This window comes from Enterococcus sp. AAFC-DPL-5182, assembly GCF_058216605.1.
Genome location: NZ_CM177101.1, coordinates 1347394 through 1373223 on the forward strand (window position 1 = coordinate 1347394; position 25830 = coordinate 1373223).

General features: G+C 36.5%; 20 protein-coding genes. 11 read left to right on the forward strand and 9 right to left on the reverse strand.

Going from position 1 to position 25830, the window contains the following annotated elements:
• Positions 1–40: 40 nt before the first annotated feature.
• The gene (locus tag AC4BB7_RS06235; protein WP_490484765.1) at positions 41–1345 is read right to left on the reverse strand and encodes an ABC transporter substrate-binding protein; all 1305 of its coding nucleotides are present in this window, start codon (positions 1343–1345) and stop codon (positions 41–43) included.
• Positions 1346–1526: 181 nt separating this feature from the next.
• On the opposite strand from AC4BB7_RS06235, the gene AC4BB7_RS06240 reads away from it, so the two are divergent.
• Positions 1527–3053 carry a response regulator transcription factor gene (locus AC4BB7_RS06240; RefSeq protein WP_490484766.1) on the forward strand — a complete coding sequence of 509 codons (1527 nt, stop codon included), beginning with the start codon at positions 1527–1529 and terminating at the stop codon, positions 3051–3053.
• On the forward strand, positions 3050–4765 hold the full coding sequence (locus AC4BB7_RS06245) for a sensor histidine kinase (RefSeq protein WP_490484767.1): 1716 nt from the start codon (positions 3050–3052) through the stop codon (positions 4763–4765). The genes AC4BB7_RS06240 and AC4BB7_RS06245 overlap by 4 nt, the downstream gene beginning before the upstream one ends.
• A gap of 25 nt (positions 4766–4790) precedes the next feature.
• Here AC4BB7_RS06245 and AC4BB7_RS06250 read toward each other — a convergent pair whose 3' ends face one another.
• Positions 4791–6545, reverse strand: coding sequence for a glycoside hydrolase family 35 protein (locus tag AC4BB7_RS06250; protein WP_490484768.1), 1755 nt, complete (start codon positions 6543–6545; stop codon positions 4791–4793).
• 119 nt (positions 6546–6664) lie between these two features.
• Between AC4BB7_RS06250 and AC4BB7_RS06255 the strand changes: the two genes are divergently transcribed.
• The 6 genes from AC4BB7_RS06255 (at position 6665) to AC4BB7_RS06280 (ending at position 14305) form a co-directional block, all read left to right on the forward strand.
• Positions 6665–7483, forward strand: a complete 819-nt coding sequence (locus tag AC4BB7_RS06255) for a helix-turn-helix domain-containing protein (protein WP_490484769.1) — start codon at positions 6665–6667, stop codon at positions 7481–7483.
• Positions 7484–7809: 326 nt separating this feature from the next.
• Positions 7810–10857 (forward strand): family 43 glycosylhydrolase, encoded by a 3048-nt coding sequence (locus AC4BB7_RS06260; protein ID WP_490484770.1) that lies wholly within the window; start codon positions 7810–7812, stop codon positions 10855–10857.
• A gap of 22 nt (positions 10858–10879) precedes the next feature.
• Entirely contained in the window at positions 10880–11203 is a 324-nt protein-coding gene (locus tag AC4BB7_RS06265) for a hypothetical protein (RefSeq protein ID WP_490484771.1), read from the forward strand.
• Complete coding sequence (locus AC4BB7_RS06270) at positions 11200–11751, forward strand: signal peptidase I (RefSeq protein ID WP_490484772.1); 552 nt, start codon at positions 11200–11202, stop codon at positions 11749–11751. Before AC4BB7_RS06265 ends, AC4BB7_RS06270 begins: the two co-directional genes overlap by 4 nt.
• Position 11752: 1 nt before the next feature.
• Positions 11753–12460, forward strand: coding sequence for a TasA family protein (locus tag AC4BB7_RS06275; protein WP_490484773.1), 708 nt, complete (start codon positions 11753–11755; stop codon positions 12458–12460).
• A gap of 528 nt (positions 12461–12988) precedes the next feature.
• Positions 12989–14305: a glucosaminidase domain-containing protein gene (locus AC4BB7_RS06280; RefSeq protein WP_490484774.1), complete on the forward strand. Its 1317-nt coding sequence runs from the start codon at positions 12989–12991 to the stop codon at positions 14303–14305.
• A gap of 275 nt (positions 14306–14580) precedes the next feature.
• On the opposite strand, the gene AC4BB7_RS06285 is transcribed toward AC4BB7_RS06280, so the two are convergent.
• The 5 genes from AC4BB7_RS06285 to AC4BB7_RS06305 all read right to left on the reverse strand — a co-directional run bounded on the left by AC4BB7_RS06285 (position 14581) and on the right by AC4BB7_RS06305 (position 21393).
• Complete coding sequence (locus AC4BB7_RS06285; RefSeq protein ID WP_490484775.1) at positions 14581–15168, reverse strand: YcxB family protein; 588 nt, start codon at positions 15166–15168, stop codon at positions 14581–14583.
• Between the two features lie 146 nt (positions 15169–15314).
• Positions 15315–17030 carry an ABC transporter permease/substrate binding protein gene (locus AC4BB7_RS06290; RefSeq protein WP_490484776.1) on the reverse strand — a complete coding sequence of 572 codons (1716 nt, stop codon included), beginning with the start codon at positions 17028–17030 and terminating at the stop codon, positions 15315–15317.
• A complete protein-coding gene (locus AC4BB7_RS06295) occupies positions 17023–18213 on the reverse strand; it encodes a quaternary amine ABC transporter ATP-binding protein (protein WP_490484777.1) in 1191 nt (396 codons plus the stop codon). The genes AC4BB7_RS06290 and AC4BB7_RS06295 overlap by 8 nt, the downstream gene beginning before the upstream one ends.
• Before the next feature lie 583 nt (positions 18214–18796).
• Positions 18797–19432 carry a GntR family transcriptional regulator gene (locus AC4BB7_RS06300; RefSeq protein WP_086312410.1) on the reverse strand — a complete coding sequence of 212 codons (636 nt, stop codon included), beginning with the start codon at positions 19430–19432 and terminating at the stop codon, positions 18797–18799.
• Positions 19433–19452: 20 nt separating this feature from the next.
• Entirely contained in the window at positions 19453–21393 is a 1941-nt protein-coding gene (locus tag AC4BB7_RS06305) for an ABC-F family ATP-binding cassette domain-containing protein (protein ID WP_490484778.1), read from the reverse strand.
• A 216-nt stretch (positions 21394–21609) separates the two neighbouring features.
• Between AC4BB7_RS06305 and AC4BB7_RS06310 the strand changes: the two genes are divergently transcribed.
• A complete protein-coding gene (locus AC4BB7_RS06310; protein WP_086312414.1) occupies positions 21610–22275 on the forward strand; it encodes a redox-sensing transcriptional repressor Rex in 666 nt (221 codons plus the stop codon).
• Between the two features lie 71 nt (positions 22276–22346).
• Here AC4BB7_RS06310 and AC4BB7_RS06315 read toward each other — a convergent pair whose 3' ends face one another.
• Both AC4BB7_RS06315 and AC4BB7_RS06320 read right to left on the reverse strand, forming a co-directional pair.
• Positions 22347–23015 carry a CPBP family intramembrane glutamic endopeptidase gene (locus tag AC4BB7_RS06315; RefSeq protein WP_490485124.1) on the reverse strand — a complete coding sequence of 223 codons (669 nt, stop codon included), beginning with the start codon at positions 23013–23015 and terminating at the stop codon, positions 22347–22349.
• A gap of 87 nt (positions 23016–23102) precedes the next feature.
• On the reverse strand, positions 23103–23285 hold the full coding sequence (locus AC4BB7_RS06320; protein WP_086312418.1) for a hypothetical protein: 183 nt from the start codon (positions 23283–23285) through the stop codon (positions 23103–23105).
• A gap of 270 nt (positions 23286–23555) precedes the next feature.
• Between AC4BB7_RS06320 and groES the strand changes: the two genes are divergently transcribed.
• Together groES and groL are read left to right on the forward strand one after the other, a co-directional pair.
• A complete protein-coding gene (groES, locus tag AC4BB7_RS06325; RefSeq protein WP_086312420.1) occupies positions 23556–23840 on the forward strand; it encodes a co-chaperone GroES in 285 nt (94 codons plus the stop codon).
• A 62-nt stretch (positions 23841–23902) separates the two neighbouring features.
• Positions 23903–25531, forward strand: a complete 1629-nt coding sequence (groL, locus tag AC4BB7_RS06330; RefSeq protein WP_490484779.1) for a chaperonin GroEL — start codon at positions 23903–23905, stop codon at positions 25529–25531.
• Positions 25532–25830 lie beyond the last annotated feature (299 nt).

Sequence of the window (25830 nt, forward strand, 5' to 3'; positions counted from 1 at the left end):
GTAGAGGACGAGTTTAACAATCTCTACTCGCATTAAATCTTTAATTTTCTAATTGGTCTTCAGCTTGTTTTTGGACATTTGTTAAGACTTTATCTATATCTCCGCCATTAATCACTTCTTGTAAACTCTCAGTTAAAATTGATTCAATGGCATATGTGTCTTTACCGTAATTCACTTTTGGTACTTCAGCAGACCAATCTGAAAAATCTTCAAAGACTTTTTGACCATCATAGAATGCTACACCTTCTTGATAAATAGGTGACTCGCTAGCAGCTTTTAAGGTAGAGATAACGCCTACTTCTTTTGCTAGTTGATTCATTAAATCAACATTTGAGGCAAAGGTTTGTCCTAAGAATTCTTTTGCTTGTTCTTCGCCTGGTAAGCCTTTGATAACATACCAGCCTCCGCCGCCAATGTTTGAACTATGTTTAGAATTTTTATCGCCTTTGATTACTGGAATTGGCGCAATACCCCATTTACCAGCTTGATCTTTAGCCCCTTGAATCGTACTTGCATACCAGCATCCTTGAATAGAACTTGCGACTGAACCAGACTGAACGCCATTTACGCCGCCATCCCAGTCAGAAACTTGTTCGGCTAAACCTTCTTTTAAGATAGTTGCTTGAATTTGTAAGGCATATTTTAAAGCTTCATTTCCTTTTAAGGTGACCTTTTCGCCAGTTTCATCAGTAAACCATTTACCTGTAGATTGCATAATGATGCGTGTTAAACCTAAGTCACTTGGATCCATTGTCATCAACGCATGACCAGTTTTATCTTTGACAACGCGAGCCATTTTGATCAAATCATCCCAAGTAATATCTTGTAAGTCAGCTTCCTTATAACCAGCTTCTTCAAAGTAATCGCGGCGATAGAAGACACCTGCGACTCCGCTATCAAATGGTACGCCGTAAATCTTATCACCCACTTTATTTACAGCAAATTTATATTCTGAGAAATCTTCCTCTTTTACAATTGAACTTAAATCTGAAAATGCATCTGGATAAGAGGTTAGATAACCTTGAATTCGATAGTCTTCAATTAATACGATATTAGGGAGTCCTTCCTTATTTCCAGAAGCTAAACTAGTATTTAATTTTTGAACAATATCATCTTGTGACATAGTCACAACCTCAACAGCAATATCTTTATTTTCGTAATATTCTTTCGCGATTTCCGCAGCTTTGATGTTAAACGTTTCGTCCCAAGCCCAAAGCGTTATTTTTTCGCTGCTTCCACCGTCTTTATTCCCTACATCAGCATCCTTACTGTCACCAGATCCGCCACAAGCTGTTAACATTAATACTGAAACTAAGACTAATAAGGAGCCAAAAAACTTTTTCATGTTCATTCCCTCTTTTCTTTTATTTACATTCATACTATACACATTACGTAGATCAAAAGGAAGCGCTAACAAGTTGTTTCAGGTGACTAGATAAAATTGTCCAAAAATCATAAAATAATCCTAATTCATTTAAAACGTTTAAATGTTATAATGAAGTCAATAAGGGAAAGGAGGCGTTTTCTTGACTAATGTAATAACTATTTTACTCGTTGATGATGAGGTCGCCATACGCGATGGTTTAAAACACTTACTTGAGTGGGAAAAATACGAGTTTCACATTGTTGGTGAAGCAGAAAATGGCAAAATTGCCTTAGATAAAATCATTGAACTCCAACCTGATATTGTTATTACTGACTTAATTATGCCTGAACTTGATGGTTTAGAATTATCTAAAATAATCCAAGAACAATTTCCGCAGATTCATTTTTTAGTTTTAAGTAGTTATGACGAATTTACTTATGTGTCTGAATCTTTTAAAAACGGTGCTGTCGATTATTTATTAAAACCAACCCTGACCAAAGAAAACTTACTTAAAGCCTTAAATAAAATCGCAACAAAATTGGTAGTGACAAAAGCAATTGTTTCAGAGGAAGAAGTATTAAGTCAAACCCTCAATCGTTATTTAGTCGGTTACAAAGAGACGGACCTAAGTGCCGTTGAAAACTTTCTTACATACAATTGTTATCAATTGGTTTATACTAACGCCATTTGGTACCAAGACCGTGGTAACCTCCAACGTGTACTAAGCAAATTGACCTTTGACAATACTCAGGTAAAATCATTGGCTTATGCAACGAGTAATGATGAAGCCGGTTTATTACTTGCCTTTAGAAACGTTCAGACGAATGGGCAGACAATGCTTATGGAAAAACTCTACAGCTTGCGGCAAATCGAAGCCGGTAGTTTCTTTACCTTAAGTGAGCCATTCTCTCAGATAAGCCAACTTAATAACATCTTTAGTCAACTGAAGGCGGGGACAAAAGAACAACGATTTTATTTTAAACACCACTTTATTGTTGAATTTAATGAATTATATATGCTAAAACACTACGAACGATTTGACACAAAGAAATTTCTAAGAGCCTTAGTGAATAATGATTTCTTATTAGGAATTGCGCGTATTGAGGAATTTTTTAATGAAATGATTTTAAGTTTTGCTAGTGCTTCTTATTTGAAACAGCAAGCCAGTAATATTTTTTACACACTTTTATCTAGTCTTGAAGAAGCCTATCCTAATGAGGCTAGCTTTTCAAAATTAAAAACCTATTTCCTGAATCAGATAGGAAAGATGAGTTATTTGGAAGATTTTTCAGAGCTTATTTTAACGTTGAATGATCAAATTCGCCAAACACTACAACTGCAAAAGCCTAGACAAGACATAAAAGAACATGAATTAGTTAATAGTATTGAACGCTACATTCTCGATAATTATCAGTCGGATCTATCTTTAGCACGTTTGGCAGCAGAATTTCATTTTAGCTATAATTATCTTTCTACTTTCTTTTCCACTCACTTTAAGATGACATTTTCCGATTACTTAAATACAGTGCGCTTAGAGGCCGCTAGGAAATTACTCCTGACATCAGACTATAATGTATCAGAAATTAGTGCGACTACAGGATATTCAGATCTAAGTTATTTTTCTCGCTTATTCAAACGAGAATATCATGTTACTCCCTCTGTTTATAGAAGAGAGAACCGCTTATGAATCATTTAAAATTATGGATAAAACAAAATGAACTTTTTACACGGATTTTGATGATCGTTATTTTTTGTGTTATTAGTGTTACATTACTTTCTGTAGCGGTTGTTTTTAATCGTTCAAAGAGTGCTTATGTATATTCATATGAAGAATCAAACCAAATTTTGATGAATAAGATCCAAAATGATTATGAACAATTAAATGACAATATTAACCGCATTTTCGAAACGGTATCCAAAAGTCAAGTCGTGCAAGCTTATTTTAAACAGGATCAATCGAAAGGAATTCAGCCAATTATCGAGTTAAAAAAGGAAATGACCTCTACCCGTTGGATATTTAATGACACTCCTTCAAACTTGATTTTAATTGGTAAGAATGGCCGTACTTTTTTTCAAAACGAAGGAGTCAGAAGCCAAGCTTTAGATGTGTTTATTAAGAGTGATTTGATGAAAGAAATCGATCGCAATCCTGCCTTGAGCCAATATTTTTATCAACAAAATGGGTTAACTATTTCAACTGAAAAACAACCGGGATTACTTTATATTCGTAAAATTACTGATGACTTAGGAATTATCGGTTATGCATTGATTTTTGTTCCGGAGCAACATTTTGCCTCGATTTACGAGCAAGTCCTAGCAAAAAATATTCATACTATTTACATTATTGATAGTAAAAATACTATTATCTCCTCCAATCAAAAATCACAATTAGGTACCACCTTAAGTGACAAAATTATAGCAATGGATAATAATTATACGAATTCATTAAAGCTATATTCTTACAATTTTAGACTCTACAATCTTATCAATGAAGACATCTTAATTAAAAATATGAACTTGATACGTCCAACCGTCACTATTGTTATTTGTTCAATTATGATAGCAAGCCTTATTGCCTTTTTTGTGATTCGACGGATGACAGGACCTATTTATCGCTTGATTGATACCTTACCCAGTGTGACCCAGGGGGAGTTTTCTAATAGTGTTGCGATTGAAGGAACGTATGAAACACAAGAATTAGGGAAAGCATATAACTTGATGCTGGAAGATTTACAAGGCTATTTTGATAACTTAATGACTATTGAAGAAGAAAAACGACTGACTGAAATTCAGTCATTACAAATGCAAATCCAACCTCATTTTATTTATAATACGCTAACCGCAATTAAGTTTCTAATCTGGCAAGGGGAACAGGACAAGGCTGGTTTGGCAATTGATAATTTTATTCAACTGTTGCGCCATACTCTTAGCAATAAGAATGAAGTTATTCCCTTGAAGCAAGAGTTAACTGGGGTAGAAGCCTATATTAACATTTTGCAATTACGGTATGGTGAGCGAATTCAAACGAATATTTTTGCTAATGAAGCTGCTGAAGAATTACTCGTGCCAAAAATGATTATTCAACCTATTATTGAGAATACGTATCTTCACGCTTTCTCTGAACATCAAGAGGGCTATGTTCAAGTTTTCGCCACCACGGTAGAGGATAAATTACAAATTGAAATTATCGATAACGGCGTTGGGTTTGATGTTAGTAGACCTCTCCATAGTCAGTCAACCTTAAAACAGCATTATTCGGGGATTGGGTTACGAAATATCCATGAACGTTTACAACTTCTTTATGGTAAAAAGTATGGTTTGAAAATTCAAACAGCTCCGGGAGAGGGAACCTCAATTAAACTACTATTACCAATCAATTATCCCGAAAAAACGACTTGAGTCTAAAAGACTCAAGTCGTTTTTTTTAGTCTTTATTTAGTTTTGGCTCATCTGTTAAGATGATTTCTGTGCCCACTTTTCCTTCTGACTCGAATATGATGATTGTATTTGCACCGATTTTTAAGAGAGGACCAGGGATATAAAGTCTCACTTGTGGACCTTTCTCCCAGAATCGTCCAATATTAAAACCGTTTACTGTGACAAAACCTTTCCCCCAATTTGGTAACTCAATAAACGTATCGCCTATTTCTTCAGCGTCAAAAGTAAACTGATAAAATCCTGGCTGTCCTGCGGTCCATTTTTCAGAGAAGTCCAGTTGTGTTAGGTTATCCATAGGCAAGCTATAAATCCCCCAGTCACTTTGAAATGCACCATTGATAATTACACCATCACGAATACCTTTTTCTTGATGATTCATTTTGATTGAGTAATTGACACGGCCCATATTTTCAACTAAAATACCTAGTTTATTTGTTTCAGCCTCTAAATCAAATGCCAATTGCGTGCCTAATTCTAAATCATATTGAGTTGCAATAGGGTCATCATTGATAAAAATCTGGGCTCGATCCATGCAGCCGATTAAACGAAAATCTTCTATAGGTCGCTCGCGGCCAAGGTTACTTTCGTAATAAACATAGCCTAATCCTTGATCTAATTGTTCCATGGAAAGAGGGTAATTATGTGTGATTTTTTGTGCTAAGTTTTGAATGTTATGAAATAATGACGTTTTCGCTTTAGCTTGCAATGCCCCATAGGCTATTTTTTTTATGTCAGTTGTGAATTCTACTGTCGGAATTTCTCGATAGTTCCCAATGACTTCTTGGAATAAACGGTATTTCGGCGTAATGTCACCCCACTCAGTTAGCAGTGCATCGTAGTCATAGCTCGTTACGTCTGGCGCTAGCTTTTCATAATAATTGGCTCCGCTACTAAAACCAAAGTTAGTACCACCATGAAACATGTAAATATTGACCGAACCTTCCTCTAAAATATCTGACAATTCATTGGCAGCTGTCTCGCCATCCATTGTATGATGTTCTTCATCACCCCATGCATCAAACCATCCAATCCAAAATTCCATTACCATTAGTGGCTTCTTTTCTTGATGGAAGTCTTTTAAAACTTTAAAATGTTCTTTAATTTTCGATCCACAGTTAATGGTTGCCAAGGCACGCTCTTGAATTGATCCGTTTTCAAGCATATCACCCCAAGGACCATCTGATGTTACAAAAGGTACTTTTGTGCCATGTTTTTCCATCAAATCTGCAATTTTCCCCATATAGCTTTTATCATTTGCAAAACCGCCATATTCATTTTCGATTTGCATCATGATGATCGGCCCACCTTGAGTGATTTGTAAATCCACTATCTCTGGATACAATCTAGCAAAATAATTATCCACTTTTTCAAGGAAGATTGGATTATCAAACCGAACCTTTAAATCAGCTTCCTTCATCAGCCAGTAAGGTAAGCCTCCAAATTCCCATTCCGCACAAATGTACGGAGCAGGTCGCAAGATTACATATAAGCCTAATTCATCTGCGATTTGAATAAATTGACGTAAATTGAAACGCCCACTAAAATTAAATTGACCTTCATGAGTTTCATGGAAATTCCAAGGGACATATGTTTCAACTGTATTACAGCCTAAAGCTTTTAACTTCTCCAAGCGATCACGCCAATATTCCGGTACAACTCGAAAATAATGAATAGCTCCAGAGATGATTTTCACAGGCTGACCGTCTAAATAAAAGTCATCTTTAATATCAAATGTTTTCATATTGCATTGCTCCTTTAGTTGTTTTTACTTTCTTTTTACTTAGTATAACGTTTTCAATTTTTTATAGTATAATATGTTAAACTAAATAATATAAGAATACGAAACAAAAGGAGAAGCAAATGCCAATTTATTTTCAATTAAGCACAAGCCCCTTACCGATCACCTTAGAAAGTGTTGGGCAACACTGGGAACAAGTTTCAATTCAGCGCCAACACGGTTATCCTTGTTACCATTGGCTCCAGACAGAATCAGGATCAGGAGAAGTTTTAATTAACGATCGACAAGTAATTTTAAGACAAGGAGAGGGAATCTTAATTCCGCCTTTTGTTTCACATGCTTATTATCCACTTGACAAATGGGTTACGAAATTCGCAACTTTTGAAGGAGAAATTAAGGAAAGCTTCCATCAAATTCTACAAAGTAACGCATTTATTACCGCAATGGATACGGTGGAGTTTTCTTTTTCAGATTGGATTGATCAGATTATTTCACGTCATATCAACCAGCAATTAAAACCAATCGAACTTTCCCAACAATGTTATTCTTTTTTTCTTCACTTAAGCCAAAGAAATGAGACGAATATTGTTAGTGAACACCCTTTATACAAACAATATATTGCACCAACAATAGTGGAAATTGAAACACGCTATAGTGAAATCACCTCGATTGAAGAATTAGCTCAGTCAATCTATATTAGCTCACAGTACTTAAATCGTTTGTTTAATCGCTTTGTCCAGAAAAGTCCTTATCAATACTTAATGACCTGGCGCCTCAATAAAGCAAAGGAGTTGCTGATCAATTTCCCTCAATTGGAAGTACAGCAGATTAGTTTAAGAGTCGGATTTCAATCCCCAAGTCAATTTATTGCAATGTTTAAACAGAATGTAGGGTACACACCGAATCAATTTCGTCGTTTATATCGCGCCACACAAAATTAAGATGACAAAAAATCAGTCGGTTATTTGCATGTTGAGCAGCTAGTTGATGCATGATGATTCCCTAGTGGAATAGAAACCGGATTTCAAGCAGCGACCTTTTGGTTGCTGCTTTTCTTTTGTTACACCTTCAATGATTGCAACAACATCTGACTTTTTGTACTTTTTACACATTTTCGGATTATTTTAAGAGGTTTTTAGTAAGCGGTTTCAAAAAAGAGAGATCATAGATATAATGATGCGGTAATCATTGAGTGAAAGTGAGGTGCAGGACGAAAGAATTAATGATATTGATAAAACAATGGTTTTGAAAGGAGAACAAACAAGAAATGAAGGATGATGTGAAACAATTACCGCAAGTTTCTTTAATGTTTGTAACGAGTGTTATGTTAGGTTTATCTATTACTGGATCAGGAGTTGCTCTAGCGACTGAAAGGATGGAGGCTGAAACGGAAAAAGAGATAGTACTTACTGAAGAAGCAGTTCTCGATAACGATCGTGTTTTGTATTCTGTTAATGCAGGTACGCCAGATCCGTCAGTGGTACCCAAAACAGAAAAAATGGGCTTGTTACAATCAAATGTCGATCAGAAATTTGAAAAAGATTCAAAAACGGGCATGACTTGGGGAGCGGATCCGGACAATGACTATTCTGTCATGCTCAAATCAGGCAATGATGCCACAGATATTGGCGAAAGCTTTGTCTATATGTCAGATAAAGTGACTTTTGATAAAGAAAAAAGTATGTTGGGTTATTCATTTGAATTACCAAAAGAGAAAATTCCTGGGATGAAAGAACAAACGTATGAGGTTACCGTAGCTTTTAAGCACTACTGGGAAACGCGTTGGCTTAACGTTATGCTTGAAGGGCAGACGGTAGATGCCGACCGAGAAGTTGGGTATAACGAGTGGGTAAGCAAAACTTTTGTTACAACTGTGACGGATGGTGAATTGAATGTAGCGGTTAAGGCTCCGCGGAGATCTGGTCCAGAAGGCGATCCAATCATCAATTATATCAAAGTTCAAGCAGTTGCAGAAAAAGAACCGATGGCACCTTATACATCGTTTAGCGGGACTGCAGGAGACTTGATGTATGATACAAATGGAAATACCATCCAAGCTCATGGCGGCCAAGTTCAAAAATTAACCGTTGATGGTGAAACCAAGTATTATTGGATCGGTGAAGATAAGACCTATGACTATCGTCCGGTTGGTGGGATTCATCTTTATACATCAACAGACTTATACAATTGGAAAGATGAAGGTGTCGTTTTAAAACCAATGGAAACACGGAATCAGTTTGAAACGGATGATTACTTTAAGTCTCTTTATGGTGATTATTCAGAAGAAAAAAAGGATGACATTTTTATCGATTTAGACCGGAATAATACAGTTATCGAACGACCCAAAATGCTTTATAACGATAAAACAGGCAAATATGTGATTTGGTTCCATGCCGATGGTCGCTTCCCTGGAAGTGATGCTGACTATGGTAAAGCTAAAGCTGGCGTTGCGATTAGTGACAGTCCGACTGGCCCTTTTAAATTACTTGGTAGTTATAAACTGAATTATCATAACGATCCAAATGGCGATTATGGTTTCGATGGTTGGGCTGGTCGTGGTTCAGTGCGAGATATGACATTATTTAAAGATACTGACGGTCAAGCGTATGTTATTTATTCCTCAGAAGGAAATAAAACAACCATTATTTCTAAATTAAATGATGACTATACAAATTTAGCTGTAGATCGTGACCAAGCAACTGAAGGCGTAGATTTCACTCGGGAGTTTATTCACTGGTCACGTGAAGCACCTGCAATGTTCAACTATAAGGATAAATATTACATGATTAGCTCAGGTCAGACAGGATGGAGTCCAAATCCAGCACAATATGCCGTTGCTGATAGTCCGATGGGACCTTGGCGTGGTATGGGCGATCCGTCCGTAGATTGGGGGGCAAATACTACGTATGATACTCAAAGTACGCATGTTATTCCTGTAGATCCTGAAAACGGCAAATTTATTTATATGGGGGATCGTTGGAATTCTTGGGATCTAAGTGAATCTCGATATGTTTGGTTGCCGATCGAATTTAAACCTGGTAATCAGCTAGCAATTAGAAGAGCTGAGCATTGGACTCTAGATCAACTTGATGGCAAAGGACTATTTGATTTAACTTCCAAAGGACTACCCAAAAGTGTCTTATCGATGGACGGTATTGCAGATTTAATGCCAAACGAAGTCACAATTTCCTATGGCACTGAAACCGAAGTAACACCAGTTGAATGGCAATATGAACAATATAACGGTAAAGAATTAGGGACAGTTTTTATTAAAGGGTATCTACCAGAAAAAGATCAAAATGTATGGCATGACGTTCATGTTGCGCCAAAAGGGTTGCGATACTTCTTTGATAGTGGGGCCGAAAAATCACCATACTTTGATGCTGCTAAAGATTTACTTGGAAACACATTACTAAATACAAAAGCAGATCAAAAATATACGGAAGAAAACAAAGCAGGTTATTTAGGAACGACGAAAGATGAAAATGCAGAAGACTTTGATTTTGATCGCCATAAAGGCAAGCATATCTTAGAAAGTGGTTGGTGGGCTAATAAAGACAAGAGTATTGAGTATGCTTTTGATTTAGAAGCGGGCGTTTATGAACTTGGTGCTGGTTTCCAAGAGTGGTGGAATGCAAATCGTCAAATGGAATTAACAATTAAAATAGAGGATGAACTCCTCGGTAAAGAAACAGTTGCATTAAGTTCTGATAATCAAGAATCTATTGTTAAAAAAGAATTTAATTTAGCTAAAGCTGGCAAAGTCATTGTTAGCATTACGAAAAAAGAGGGTCCTGATCCAGTGTTAAGTTGGTTATCAATTTTTGCAAAAGAGGATGAAGTAGAAGTTGACTTCAGTGTCTTAGTCGATAAGATAGCAAAAGCCAATAATTTAATTGAAACAGATTATCAAGCAGAAGCTTGGGCAAATTTTGTCATCGCACGTAATGCTGCGACAACTGTTAAAGATAATCCCAAAGCAACTCAAACACTTGTTGATGAAGCAGTAACTGATTTAGAAAAAGCGATTGTTGAGTTAATGAATCATTTGGTAGAGGAAAAACCAGAAGTTGAAAACATTGTTTTGGACATAAACGCAATTGAAGTTCTAAAAGTAGGAAAACAATTAACTGTGGTAAGTCATGTTTTACCAGAAACTGCGTCATCCAACTTAACATGGTCTGTTCAAAAAAATGAAGTTGCTAGTGTTAATGAAAATGGGGTTATAACTGGTAAAAAAGTTGGGACAACTTATATTTATGCTAAAGCAGCAAATGGTAAAGAAGCTCGCTTTACTTTAAGAGTGACACGTTAAAAAATTGAAAGGATGGGGACCAATGAACCGAAAATGGAAAGTTATCCTTAGCGTATTGATATTAAGTTTTATTTTTCCGTTAGGTGCACTTGGGGATTCCCGTTATTTCACAGTTTATTTGCCGCTTGAGTTTGGGCTAACTACAACTATGTCCAAAACAACAACGGATTCACTAGATATTGAGCAATCATCAACTAGCCAAGACTCGATATCCAGTGAATCAACTGAAGTGACAATAAAGGCGACAAAACGTTCTATAGAGACTGTTAGTAGTTCGCTTGAGGTAACTATTATGGATCCAAAAGAGCAAACCGATGTTGAATTGCAACAGGAAGGAGAACAATGATGAGAAAAATTAGACGATTTCTTGCTACAGTCTATTTATTTGTGATCATTGTGTTTATTATATTTTCGGTTATCTTGCGATTTAATAATGGTATTAGCTATTTTGGTTATCAATTGCGTGTTGTGATGAGTGATAGTATGTCACCCGAAATACCTAAAAATAGTCTTGTTTTAGTTAAAGAAATTGGAGCAGAAGTAGCAGTTGGTGATGTTGTGACTCTTGAATTTGCAGGGGAATATGTCACACACCGTGTTGTTGCTATCACCGAAAATAGTCAAGGGGTTGTTTATGAAACCAAAGGAGATACGAATGAGTTTTCGGATGAAAGACAACGACGTAAGGAAGAAATTGTTGGGAAAGTTATTTTTTCAATTCCCAGCCTTGGAACATTTTTTCTACTGATAGGAACATCTCGTGGAATGACTGCATTTATATTGAGCTTACTTCTATTGATATTACTAAGATATTTTTTCACATTATTAAGAGAAAACTCACCTTCGAGTGAGAAAGGGATAAAATTAGAAACGAGGAATCAAAATGAAGGGTAAAATGGATAATTGGTTAAAAAACAAGAATACAAAACTAGTGTTGACAGGCATAGCGATAGTGCTAGTGGCATTTGGGGCAACTTATGCATGGTGGACAGCTCGGATAGAAATGAAACAAGATGTAACGATGGGAAAATTAAGAATTGCCGCTAGCTTTGAAGAGTTATCTGATCCTAAAGGCTTTGAGCCAGGTACATTTTCAGAAATTAATGGGGAGATTCGCAATGAAGGCGATATTCCTGCGATGGTAAAAATCGACAATAGTTCCCAAATTAAGTTTGCTTATGCTGATGATCAATTCACTGTCATTCCAGTTGAAGATCGTCAGTTTATTAGCGATACTCCCAATGCTATTAAATTATCTTTAGCACCAACTTCAGGCGATTATACTGATAATGAGGATGTTTATTGGTTCAAGGATACTTTGGGACAATTATACGTGTTAATGGAAGCTGGAGCTAGTTTAGCTGTCAATACAAGAGCAGACTATGATGGCGAAATTATGGGCAATAAATACCAAGAAGCTGAAATTAAAATTGGTGCACTTTTAAGAGCAACTCAAGTTATTGACGGAGCGCTGAGTCAAGAGTTTGGGCTATCATTTAAAGAGTTGACTGATGTTCAAGCAAATACACAAAATGGACGCAGTAAACGGACAATTTCAAATGGACAAGCGCGTTTACAAGAGCTAATGGCTCGTGGAAAGTAAAAATAGGTGAATTATATTAATAAAGGAAATGTTATCTAAGATGTTAATGACTTAATAAGTTAAAAAGTCTACATCTCAATAAAACAAAGAACACTAAAACCTCTTAATTGATCAGCACAAAACATTGTGATCAATTAAGAGGTTTTTTCTAACTGTGTAAGCAATCGTTAAAAATAGAACATATTTTGCCTGAATCATGAATTTTTTTCGAAACTTTCCAATATTTTGAGTGAAGTACAAGATTTTCACCTATACTTATGGTAAAATAAATTCAACTTATAGAAGGTTAAACGCGATTTTTAAAGGTAAAGGGCAGGTGGGTCTATGAAGAGATATGAAAAGAACCCTGATCTTAATCGGGAATTTTTGATATTTTCATAATCAAAATGCTTTATGAACGATTTTCCACATTACCACAAGATTGCCTGATTGTTTTACAAAGGGAATCAATCCGAAAAATAAGTGATAGGTTCTAGAAGACTGAGAAAATATCTGAATCGTCAAAACATGTGAGAGGAACTAAAATGAATGAAGAAAAAACTATTATCACTCCAGATGATTTGTGTACTGCTCAGTGTTAATTTAGTGCCAGTAATTGGTCATGCCAATGAATTGACACAAACAGAGTTAGAGTCAAACAACATCGAAGAAGGAACGACGGAAACAACCGAAAGTTCTTCAACTGAAGACACAACTACACCCACAGATTCATCTTCAACAGAAGAAACTGGTACATCAGAAACAACCAATACCAGTACAGAATCTTCAGAGGAAGTACAACCTCCAGAAAGTAGTCATGAGGAAGTACCTGTATCACCGCAACCAAGCACACCAATTGAAACAGTGCCGGAACAACCTGTTGTTCAACAACCAACAGTCGATCATGCACCTACTGAAGCGCAATTGGATCAAAATATCAAGGTTGTAAAAAATGAACCAACAGAAACGTTCATTCGCCGAATTGGTGAAAAAGCGCGTGCTGTTGGGCAAAAAAATGATTTATATGCTTCTGTTATGATTGCCCAAGCCATTTTAGAAACAGGTTCTGGCAACAGTGATTTAAGCCAACAACCTTATCATAATCTCTTTGGAATCAAAGGGGAGTATAAAGGTGAAAAAGTCGTCTTCTCTACACAAGAAGATGACGGCTCTGGTAGCTGGTATACAATCGATGCTGCTTTCAAGAAATATCCTGGATACAAAGAATCATTTGAGGATTATGCTAAGCTAATGAAAGAAGGCATTGATTCAAATAAAACAATTTATTCAGGTACATGGAAGTCAAATGCCGTAAGCTATCGCGAAGCAACAAAATCGTTAACAGGTGTTTATGCAACAGATACTAGCTATGATCAAAAACTGAATGCTTTTATCGAAGAATATGACTTGACGGAATATGACAAAGAAAAACCATCTACTTCAACCAGTGGAATCATTGTTACAGACAGCCATCCAGATAGTGATTTTAAAGAATACACAGGTGAGAGCTATTCAGGTTCAGAAGCTTATGCTGCAGGAAACTGTACACAATATGTCTATAACCGTATCGTCCAATTAGACGGCTATGTTGAAACGACAATGGGTAACGGAATGGACTGGGGTTCAACAGGTAAAGCCAACGGCTATGAGGTTACTAACAAACCTAAAGCAGGAACGGCCGTTAGTTTCCAACCAACTGTTGCAGGAGCTGATGGGACATATGGACATGTAGCGTTTGTAGAACATGTGTATGATGATGGTTCTATTCTAATCTCAGAAATGAATGTTGCTGGATTAGGTGTGGTTTCATTTAGAGTGATTGATAAAGACACAGCAAATACTTTAGCTTACGTGACACCAAAATAAAAAAAATAAGTTAATGATGATGTCGAGTTGAAATACTCAGCATTATCATTAACTTTTTTGTTTGTCCCAGATGCCAATTTACTTTTTCTTAACTATTCTATAGAAAACCTAAATGATTTAGGCACAGTTTCTTCAAAACTTCGGGTTATTATGTGTATATACCCAATAACAAACCCAAACAAAACACTTTTTCATTTTTACTCCTCAAGTAAAAAAGAACTCCTTGCCACCGCCTACCCAGCGGTGGTTATTTTTTGTTTACAGTTAATACTTGACTAGCGCCAAAATTCATATAAATCAGCCATTTTTTCAGAAATTATTTGTTTTAATTTAGAAAGTTCTTCCTGCTGTAACTCTTTTTTTTGAATGAATAAAACAGACATCGAGTTTAGTTGTAGCACAATAAAATCATTCGTTTCAATACATCGGATGAATACAGACCATTCATAAGTGGAAACAGATAATGGGGTTCTTACTTCAACAGCCTCATCTGTAATAATAAAGTCCTTTTTGATGAAAAAAGATTTATTTGAGGGGTCTTTTAAACTTTTTTTGAGTCTGAAATCAATTTCTTTATAATAGATAATCAGCAATTCTACGCCTATCAACAAAAAAAGTAATGAACTATAAAAAAATATCGGACAATAATGCAGTATGTCAGCTAAGCTGATGGACATAAATTTGAATGTATCTTGTTGGAAGAATTTCCAGATTAAATAAATAGAATTGATAGACAGGAAAAAACTAATAATAGATAAACTTACAAGTAAATATCTTCGATGTTTGTATTTCTTTTTCATATACATTCTATTGAACTCTAACCAACTATTTTCAGTCAAGGTTTGTGTTAATTTTAATTCCATTTTATCATCTCCTTTTATGGATTATAACGTTTGCTCTGTTGAAAAGAAAGAGGATTTCTTGATAGTCAAAAGTAAAATTAGCGGTGAGTATCTCAACGATGTTGAAAAAAAGTGCTGACCGTAATTTTTACGGTCAGCACTTTTAATTATTTTTTCCACTCAGCAACTTCTTTTGAATGACTATCGATCCAATTTCTAGCCGCTTGTGTAGGATCTGTTCCATTGTTGATTTCTAACATAACAGATTCCATATCTTCTTTTGTCCAATGGAAATTTTTCAAGATATTGTAGGCTTCAGGGTTTTCTTTTTCTAAGCCTTTTCTAGCCATTGTATGAATAGATTCTTCTTTACCCATCGTGCCTTTTGGATCTTCTAAATATTTAAGATCATATTTCGCAAACATCCAATGAGGAGACCAACCAGTGATCACGATCTCTTCTTTGTTTTTGATAGCTTGCCCAAGTGCGACAGTCATGGCACCGGAAGAAGAGGTTTCAACTGACCAATCTGATAAGTTATTATAAGCCTTTTGTGTTTTCTCAGCTGCAGCCACAACGCCTGCACCAGGTTCGATCCCAGTGATTTTTTTACCTGCTTGATCTTTCAACTCTTCAATTGAATTGACATCCATATATTGTGGAACAACGATGCCAAGTTTGGCACCTTTTAGGTTTTCACCTAAATCATCTACTTTGTCTTTGTATTGTTTGTATTGCTCACCGTGCGTTCCAGGAAGCCATGCGGCAACCATTGCATCAGTTTCGCCTTTTGAGATTGATTCCCACATAATAGCATTATCTAATGGTGTTAGTGAGACATTGTAGCCAATATCTTTTAATACTTCGCCGACCACATGAGTTGAGGCAACTTCTGTATCCCATTCTACATAAGAAAGCGAAATGTTTTTCTCTTCGTTTTTAGCAGAAGAGAAAAGAGTAGAGCCGCCAATCAACGCGATAATTGCCACAGCAGCAATCACGATCCCGCCAATTTTTTGATTTTTTGATAGTTTAGATTTTGTTGGAGCTGTTTTTTTCTTGTTTAAATTCTGAGTAAAACGATCGATGATGATCGCTAGAATCACTAAAGCAACACCATTAACGAAACCATTTCCGACTTGGGCACGTTGTAAGGCAGAAAGAACGCCGCGGCCAAGACCAGGAGCTCCGATCATGGATGCGATAACCACCATAGAAAGTGCTAGCATAGTCGTTTGATTGACACCAGCCATAATCGTGTTTTTAGCTAAAGGTAACTCAAGTTTGAATAATTTTTGCCAACCTGTACTACCAAATGAATCTGACGCTTCAACAAGTTCTTTTGGAACTTGACGAATGCCGAGGTTGGTAAAACGAACGGTTGGTGGTAAAGCAAAGATCACTGAGGCAAATACCCCAGGAACCATGCCGATTCCGAAAAATGCAACGGCAGGAATCAAATAAACAAAACCTGGCATCGTCTGCATGAAATCTAAAATAGGTGTGATAATGCTTTGGGCTTTGTTACTTTTTGCCATTAAAATTCCAAGAGGTACACCAATAACGATCGATACCACACTAGAAAGTAAGACTAAAGTCACGGTACTCATCAAATCTGTCCATAAATTTTGGTTATAAATGAAAAGTAATCCGATCAGTGTAAATAAACTTAAACCAATTTTCTTATTTGAAATAAAAAATGCAATGGCTGTTAAAATAATAATAAATAGTAGGGGAGGAATCGCAACTAATAGCGAAGTGATTCCGTCCATTAGACTTTGACCCGTTGATTGGAAGAAACTGAAAACACCAGAAAATGTATTCGTCATCCATTCTGTGATCGTTTCGACCCAACTTGCTACAGGTAATTGATAATTATTCATTGATGTTCACCTCTGTTTCTGCTAATGCTTCAAGAACACTGCCTCGAATTACAACACCAAGCAATTTATTGTTGTCAGTTACAGCAACTGGCGTAGGTGAATCATAGATAATCGGGAAGATATCATTGACTAACATATCTTTGTCGATAGAAGTGATATCTGTATCCACATAATCCGTTAAAGGCTTACCAGCTTTACGAGCTTCTAATGCGCGTTCAGCTCTAACGACTCCTTTTAGTTGACGTTTTTTATCTACAGCTAAAAGCATACTAACTTCTTCTTGACGCATACGAGTTAAGGCAACCGTTGGACCATCAATTTCAATATTCGTTGTTAATGCTGGAACCATGATATTTTGAGCGGTTAGGACTTTAGAACGATCAACATCCTCAACGAATGTACGAACGTAATCATTGGCAGGATTCGTTAAAATTTCTTCACCAGTACCGATTTGCATGATTTGCCCATCTTTCATTAAAGCGATGCGATCGCCAATGCGTAAGGCTTCATTTAAATCATGGGTAATAAAGATGATCGTCTTTTTCACGTTTTCTTGTAAATCAACTAACTCATCTTGCATTTCCCGACGAATCAACGGATCAAGAGCAGAAAAGGCTTCGTCCATCAATAAGATTTCTGGGTCATTTGCCAAGGCTCTAGCTAAACCAACACGTTGTTGCATTCCACCAGACAATTGATTAGGAAACTGATCTTTAAAAGCCAACAAACTTGAGTTTTCTAACGCTTGTTCTGCTTTTGCAGTCCGTTCTTCTTTAGGAACACCACGAACTTCTAAACCATACTCTGTATTTTCTAAGATCGTGCGATGTGGGAAGAGGCCAAAATTTTGAAAGACCATGCTCATCTTATTCCGACGAACTTCTCTAAGACCTTCTTTATCCAATTTTGAAATGTCTTGATTATCAATAAAAATATTTCCAGAAGTTGGTTCGATCAAACGATTCAATAGACGAATCAAAGTTGATTTACCACTACCAGAAAGTCCCATGATCACGAAGATTTCTCCTTCTTCTACTTCGAAATTGACATCGTAAACACCGACTGTAGCACCGGTTTTTTTCAAGATCTCAGTTTTATCTTTGTTTTCCTTGATCATTTCCAGTGCTTGCTTTGATTTTTTACCGAATATTTTTGTTAAATGCGAAACTTTTACTTTGGGCAAAACAAAATTCCTCCTTATTTTAAAAGCTGAACGAGCTCGTTCAGTCTCGACAGGAAAATAGGAAAATCAGAGGGTGGCGTTTTTTCGCCACAACCTTATTTTATCTTTTTCCCGAGAGACTAGCTCGTGAAGCTAGATAACACTAAAAGCATAACAGGCTCGTCCAACTCCGACTGAAAAATAGGAAAATCAGAGGGTGGCGCTTTTCGCCACAATCGGATTTTATCTTTTTTCAGTCGGAGTTAGCCTGCGAAGCTAGACAACATACGCTAACAACGTTCCGCTTTGCTACACCTTGTATTTTTCAACATCAATTCACTTTATTCATTGTGTTTCAAAGCAAAAGCATAATAGGCTCGTTCAGTCGAAGTTATCCTACAAAACTAAATAGCTACAAACGCTCTTTTTATCAGCTACAGTGCTAAAACTTATTCACATGTAAAGAAAATCATTTTCTTTTCTGTAAAAAAAGTGACCATTCTAGGTTAACATCGTGTAGTCACTTTGTCAAATTAGGGGCATAGGAATGAGAGAATAGAAAAGAAGAACAGTCAAACATATTCGTTCGATTGTTCTTCTTGTATTATGAATTCGGATAGAAAAAATTTTGGACCCGTTGCAATGTGGATTCATGACCAACAAAATAAATCGTATCGCCAGCAGTTAATTTTGCATAGGGACCAGGAGAGACAAGCAATTCATCGCCGTGTTTGATTGCAATCAAAGTAGCAGAAGTGCTTTGCCATAAATTTAACTCACTGATCGTCATTTCAAGATGAGCGGCATCGTTTGTTAATGTAAAAGTGACTGGATTTAACGGATTGAATGAGTCAAAACGTTTGGTCTGATCAACAAGCTTATCTAAAATTTCTGAGAAATGGCTCAACTCTTCTTTTTGTTTTTTTACACTATCGATCAGATCGTCTTTTAGGTCGTGGATCGATTGAACATCTTGGTATTGTTCAACGAAGAGTTTGGCTTTTTCCATTGAATGAACATAAAATCCGCTGCCGTGTTTCGCCTGAACGATTTCAAGATCAACTAACACACTGATTGCTTTGCGGGCTGTTTCAGGAGAAACACTATATTTATTAGCTAGAGTAGAACGAGCATGGATCTTATCGCCAACTGGGAATGTTTGATCAGCAATTTTAGCGGCGACATCTACAGCAATCTGCTGATACTTTGGTTTCGTCACATTCATACGTTTTGAAGTCATGTTTGACCGCCTTTCATCAGTTATTTATCTTCTAATTCTTCAAGTTCTAAACTAAGATTTTCCCAGTCAGATAGTAATTGTTCTTGTTGTGTTCTTTGCGATTCTAGCTCTTCATTTAATGACATCAATTTTACGTGATCATCAACAAGTGCTGGATCGGTCATTGATTGTTCTAATTGGGCGATCGTTGTGTCTAAAGTTGCTAAGTTTTCTTCGATTTGTGTAATTTTTCGATTTAGATTACGGAGTATTTTTTGTTGTTCTTTATTTTGATAAAACTCATTTTTAGGTTTTACAGTTTCGGCTTGTTTAATAGTGGATTGTTCAGCCAATAGTGCAGCGAGTTCTTCTTCTTCTTTTTTCTTTTCCAAGTAGTAATCGTAATCGCCTAAATACAATTTACTGCCAGTTTCGGAAAGTTCAATGACTTTCGTTGCAATTCGATTGATGAAATAACGGTCATGTGAAACAAATAATAGCGTTCCTTCATAATCGATCAAAGCATTTTCTAAGACTTCTTTATTATCGATATCTAAATGGTTGGTCGGCTCATCTAAAATTAAGAAGTTTTCTTTGTCCATCGATAATTTTGCCAAAGCGACACGGGCTTTTTCACCACCACTTAAGAGAGGGATCGTTTTTTCCACATCGTTTCCACTAAATAAGAAGCTACCTAAAACATTGCGAATGTCTTTTTCAGGAGTCGTGGGGTGTTCATCCCAAAGCTCAGCTAAAACAGTCTTCGTTCCATGAAGGTTCGCTTGTTCTTGGTCATAGTAGCCGATTTGAACATTCGTACCTAGTGTTGCGCTCCCTTTAATGAAAGGAATACTTCCGATAATCGATTTTAGTAGGGTTGATTTACCGATTCCATTCGGTCCAACAAGGGCAATGGCTTCTTGTCTACGAACATCTAAAGATACAGGTTCAGATAAAATACGAGCATCGTATCCGATAGCAGCATCTTCTACTTGTAAAACAACATTTCCAGAAGTTTTTTCGATAGCAAATAGGAAATTCGCAGATTTTTCATCCCCTTGAGGACGATCTAAACGTTCCATTTTTTCCAGTGTTTTTCTACGACTTTGAGCACGCTTTGTGGTTGATGCTCTAACTAAATTTCGGGCAACAAAATCTTCCAGCTTGTTGATCTCAGTCTGTTGTTTTTCATACGCTTTCCACTCACTGGTTAATTGTTCTGCTTTTAATTCTAGGTATTTAGAGTAGTTTCCTTTGTAATAACGCATTTTATGACGACTGATTTCATAGACTTCAGTAACAACTTTATCTAAAAAGTAGCGGTCATGTGAGACAATTAAAAGGGCACCAGAATAGCTAGGTAAGTAATTTTCCAGCCATGAAAGAGTGTCAATATCTAAATGGTTCGTTGGCTCATCGAGAATTAAAATATCCGGTTTTTGCAGCAACATGCGAGCTAAAGCTAAACGGGTTTTTTGACCACCAGATAATGTGCTGATATGTTTAGAATAAAATTCTTCTTGAAATCCAAATCCGTGCAAGACAGAACGGATCTCATTTTCATAACCGTAGCCATTTTTTTCTGAAAATTCGTGTTGCAATCGATCATATTCTTTCATGACCGATTCATAATTTGTCGCATCTGGCAACAGTTCACTAATGATCAATTCTAGTTCACGCATTCGTTTTTCCATTGTGATCACGTCAACAAAGGCTTCAAGCATTTCATCCCAAACTGTTTTATCAGAATCAAGTCCAGTATCTTGAGCTAAGTACCCTAGACTTGCCGTTTTATTTTTAGCAATCGTACCAGCATCAGGTGCATCAATACCAGCGATTATTTTTAAAAGAGTAGATTTACCAGCGCCGTTGCGGCCGACTAATGCGATCCGGCTATTTGTGCTGATCTCCATTTGTATGTTTTCAAACAAAGTATCAGCGCCGAAATAACGGGCGATTTGGTTTGCTTGGAGTAAAATCATGGGGCATCCTCATTTCTATTTCAATGCCTTTAGTGTAGCATAAATTGGTTGGAAAAAGCACCTATCCTACAGTAAGAGCACAAATTTTTCTAGGACAATTCAAGAAAGTTTGAAAAATATTTCTTTTCCTGAGCTGTTAGATTGCTTTTTATCTAGAACAACTGATATTATGAGAGGTGGATATTTGTCTATATTTAGAGTATTGGAGGTACGATTGTGAAAGACCAAATTATTCCAAAAGCAACGGCACGACGCCTTCCCCTATATTATCGTTATTTGAGAATCTTGCATGATGCAGGAAAAAATAAAGTGTCATCTACTGAGCTCAGTGATGCAGTGCAAGTAGATAGCGCGACGATTCGACGAGATTTTTCTTATTTTGGCGAATTAGGTAAACGTGGTTACGGATATGATGTAGAGAATCTAATGAACTTCTTTGCAAAAACATTGAATGATGATGAGCTTACGAATGTAGCTTTGATTGGTGTGGGTAACTTAGGAAGTGCCTTATTGAAATATAAATTCCATCAAAGCAACAGTATTCGAGTGAGTTGCGCATTTGATGTTAACGACGACATTGTTGGTAGAATTGTCGACGGGATTCCGGTTTATCCAATGAGTGATATGATGGAACAAATTCGGGTACAGCAAATCGAAGTAGCGATTTTGACTTTGCCAGCTAGAAAAGCGCAAGAAGTTGTGAGTCAGCTAGCGGATGCAGGAGTGAAAGGGATTTTGAACTTTACCGCTGCTCGTTTAGTTGCACCACCTGATGTGTTGATTCAAAATGTAGATTTGACGAATGAATTACAAACGTTGATTTACTTCTTACACCATGACAGTGAATTAATCGACACGGATGTTGAAGAAGAAAAAGAATAGTTTGAAAAACCTGAGATTTCACCTTTTATTAAAAGTGCGATCTCAGGTTTTTTTTCTGTTCGTACTATTGTTTATTTAGGTAGTTCTATATTTCCATAGTGTAAAACAAGCTGAGCGATCACAACCAGCGTATTCATTCCGCAATGGGCAATGATCGACGTCCAGATTTTTCCAGTTATTTTATAAAGATAGGCAAAAAAGAAACCCATGAAAAAATAAACAAAGAAATGGCCATCTTGATGGATAACAGAAAATAAGGAAGAGCTAATGATTGCTGCAATCCAAAAGCCAGTATATTTTTCTGTCAAACCAATCAAAGAACGGCGGAAAACAAATTCTTCCATAATAGGGCCACCGATAGTTGTTGCTAAAATGAACAGAGGATTAGTCAGAATAATTGCAATAATATTTTGAGTGTTTTCTGAACTAGGTTTAGCCCCAGTGATTGCTGTTTCGATACTAAAGACAACTGCTTGAATGATCATAGCGATTAAAATACCGCTGAAACCTAGTAATGCAGTGAAGACTGGAGAAGTTAGTTTGGCTTCTTGTTCAACGATTGTCGTAGCAGAACTTCTATTTTTGAAATAAAGCCAGATCATCAAGCTCGCACCAAAAATATAAGTGAAGGTTGTACCTCCGATTATGATATCTGGTGAAAATGGTCTGAAAATAAATGGAGAAAAAAACACAAGTCCATACAGTAAAATCGTTGCAATACTCAAGTTCTTCATAGACATATTTCTTGGCATATAAAAACAAAACTCCTTTCGAAAGTTACAGAATACAAAAAGTATACCATAGCTAACCACTGTTTTAGCAGATGATTATTTCTTATGATTATTTCGATACCCTAGTAGTAGAAAGATAAATACGAAGAAAAAGGCCGCTTCCCATAAAGTAGTTGTCCAGTCAAAACGTCGGTTTACCCCAAAGAAGAAATTACCAACATTCGCAATAATTAAATAAAGTCCAGTTATCGTTAAAGCTCCAGTGATCCGTTGTTTCATTTCAATCGCCTCTCTTTCTGTTTTTATTTTACCACGAAATGAAGAATAGCGAAGAAATTGAGCTATTTAAGTTCAATGGGACGAAATATACTGATTTTTTTAACTTGTCAAAAACTGGGAGTTACTCAAAAATGATGAAAGAATTATTTTATAAAATTAGTCAAAAGACTTGCAAAACGAAAGGGAAATGAGTATTATAAATAGTGTGAGTTAGCACTCGGTTATGAAGAGTGCTAATAAAGGAAAATATTTTTTATGGAGGGATTTATTGTGTTAAAACCATTAAGCGATCGCGTCGTTATTGAAGTCGCGAAAGAAGAAGAAAAAACAGTAGGAGGCATCGTCTTAGCATCTGCTGCTCAGGAAAAGCCTCAAACAGGAAAAGTTATCGCAGTAGGTGAAGGCCGTGTATTAGAAAACGGTACAAAAGTTCCTGCCGATGTTAAAGAAGGCGACACAGTAATGTTTGAAAAATATTCAGGAACAGAAGTGAAATATGAAGGAAACGACTATCTGATCGTTTCAGGCAAAGACATCATTGCAATCGTCGAATAATTATTGTTTAACGTAATCAAGCATTTTAAATAGAAAAAATAAAATTTTGAGGTGAAGGAATTATGGCAAAAGAAATTAAATTTGCAGAAGATGCACGTGCAGCAATGCTTCGTGGAGTAGATATTTTAGCGGATACAGTAAAAGTAACATTAGGTCCTAAAGGTCGTAACGTTGTTTTAGAAAAATCTTTTGGTTCACCATTGATCACAAATGATGGTGTAACGATTGCTAAAGAGATCGAATTAGAAGATCACTTTGAAAATATGGGCGCGAAATTAGTTTCTGAAGTTGCTTCAAAAACAAATGATATCGCAGGTGATGGTACAACAACTGCGACAGTCTTGACACAAGCAATCGTTCGTGAAGGATTGAAAAACGTTACCGCTGGTGCTAATCCATTAGGAATTCGCCGTGGGATCGAATTAGCTACAAAAGCTGCTGTTGAAGAATTACACAATATTTCAACTGTTGTTGATTCTAAAGAAGCAATTGCTCAAGTTGCAGCTGTTTCTTCTGGTTCTGACCGTGTTGGACAATTGATTGCTGATGCAATGGAAAAAGTCGGCAATGATGGTGTCATCACAATCGAAGAATCAAAAGGTATCGAAACAGAACTTGATGTAGTTGAAGGAATGCAATTTGACCGCGGTTATTTATCACAATACATGGTGACAGATAATGATAAGATGGAAGCGGCGTTAGAAAATCCATATATCTTGATCACGGATAAAAAAATCTCAAACATCCAAGATATCTTGCCTTTATTAGAACAAATTTTACAACAAAGCCGTCCACTATTGATCATTGCGGATGATGTTGATGGAGAAGCCTTACCAACATTAGTATTGAACAAAATTCGTGGAACATTTAACGTAGTAGCAGTTAAAGCACCAGGCTTTGGTGATCGTCGTAAAGCAATGCTTGAAGATATCGCTATTTTAACTGGCGGTACTGTGATCACTGACGATTTAGGACTTGAATTAAAAGATACGACAATCGAAAACCTTGGGAATGCAAGCAAAGTTGTTGTAGATAAAGACAATACAACCATCGTTGAAGGCGCAGGAGAAAAAGCTGCGATCGATGCTCGTGTTCAATTGATCAAAAACCAAATTGCAGAAACAACATCTGATTTTGACCGTGAAAAACTACAGGAACGTTTAGCAAAATTAGCTGGCGGAGTTGCCGTTGTCAAAGTTGGAGCTGCAACTGAAACAGAATTAAAAGAATTAAAACTACGTATTGAAGATGCATTAAACGCAACTCGTGCAGCTGTTGAAGAAGGAATGGTTTCTGGTGGCGGTACTGCACTAGTGAATGTTATCGGCAAAGTCACTGCTTTAGAAGCAGAAGGCGATGTTGCAACTGGTGTGAAAATCGTTGTTCGTGCTTTAGAAGAACCAATCCGTCAAATTGCTGAAAACGCTGGATACGAAGGCTCAGTAATCGTAGATAAATTAAAAAATATCGAGTTAGGTATCGGCTTTAATGCGGCTAATGGCGAATGGGTAAACATGGTGGAAGCAGGAATCGTTGACCCAACAAAAGTTACTCGTTCAGCATTACAAAATGCGGCATCGGTTGCTGCATTGTTATTGACAACAGAAGCAGTCGTTGCAGATAAACCAGAACCAGCAGGTGCTGCAATGCCTCCAATGGACCCTTCAATGGGAATGGGCGGCATGATGTAGGTACTAAATTAAGAACCTTGATAATCCAAGGTTCTTTTTTATATACATAAAAGTGTAGTGTTCAAAGGGGTGCAACTGAGCCAAATTAATAGAACTTGTTTAAAAAATATTTACTTAGGAGGTTTTTGACGATTTTTTTTAGGTTATTTACATCCTTATTTAGACTGAATTCGATATAGTCAGATGATGTTACCGAAGGAAAGTCAAATCCTAAAGGACAAGAAAAGATGGTGGTTTTTGTGAATCAAACATTTAAAAAAACTGCAACTTAATCTTGTTTCTATAACAAATGGTTTGAA

Bases quoted from the DNA above. Each gene is read 5' to 3' on its own strand.
- AC4BB7_RS06235 (WP_490484765.1), bottom strand. From the start codon at position 1,345: ATGAAAAAGTTTTTTGGCTCCTTATTAGTCTTAGTTTCAGTATTAATG.
- AC4BB7_RS06245 (WP_490484767.1), top strand. From the start codon at position 3,050: ATGAATCATTTAAAATTATGGATAAAACAAAATGAACTTTTTACACGG.
- AC4BB7_RS06250 (WP_490484768.1), bottom strand. From the start codon at position 6,545: ATGAAAACATTTGATATTAAAGATGACTTTTATTTAGACGGTCAGCCT.
- AC4BB7_RS06255 (WP_490484769.1), top strand. From the start codon at position 6,665: ATGCCAATTTATTTTCAATTAAGCACAAGCCCCTTACCGATCACCTTA.
- AC4BB7_RS06260 (WP_490484770.1), top strand. From the start codon at position 7,810: ATGAAGGATGATGTGAAACAATTACCGCAAGTTTCTTTAATGTTTGTA.
- AC4BB7_RS06265 (WP_490484771.1), top strand. From the start codon at position 10,880: ATGAACCGAAAATGGAAAGTTATCCTTAGCGTATTGATATTAAGTTTT.
- AC4BB7_RS06270 (WP_490484772.1), top strand. From the start codon at position 11,200: ATGATGAGAAAAATTAGACGATTTCTTGCTACAGTCTATTTATTTGTG.
- AC4BB7_RS06275 (WP_490484773.1), top strand. From the start codon at position 11,753: ATGGATAATTGGTTAAAAAACAAGAATACAAAACTAGTGTTGACAGGC.
- AC4BB7_RS06280 (WP_490484774.1), top strand. From the start codon at position 12,989: ATGAAGAAAAAACTATTATCACTCCAGATGATTTGTGTACTGCTCAGT.
- AC4BB7_RS06285 (WP_490484775.1), bottom strand. From the start codon at position 15,168: ATGGAATTAAAATTAACACAAACCTTGACTGAAAATAGTTGGTTAGAG.
- AC4BB7_RS06290 (WP_490484776.1), bottom strand. From the start codon at position 17,030: ATGAATAATTATCAATTACCTGTAGCAAGTTGGGTCGAAACGATCACA.
- AC4BB7_RS06300 (WP_086312410.1), bottom strand. From the start codon at position 19,432: ATGACTTCAAAACGTATGAATGTGACGAAACCAAAGTATCAGCAGATT.
- AC4BB7_RS06305 (WP_490484778.1), bottom strand. From the start codon at position 21,393: ATGATTTTACTCCAAGCAAACCAAATCGCCCGTTATTTCGGCGCTGAT.
- AC4BB7_RS06315 (WP_490485124.1), bottom strand. From the start codon at position 23,015: ATGTCTATGAAGAACTTGAGTATTGCAACGATTTTACTGTATGGACTT.
- AC4BB7_RS06320 (WP_086312418.1), bottom strand. From the start codon at position 23,285: ATGAAACAACGGATCACTGGAGCTTTAACGATAACTGGACTTTATTTA.
- groL (WP_490484779.1), top strand. From the start codon at position 23,903: ATGGCAAAAGAAATTAAATTTGCAGAAGATGCACGTGCAGCAATGCTT.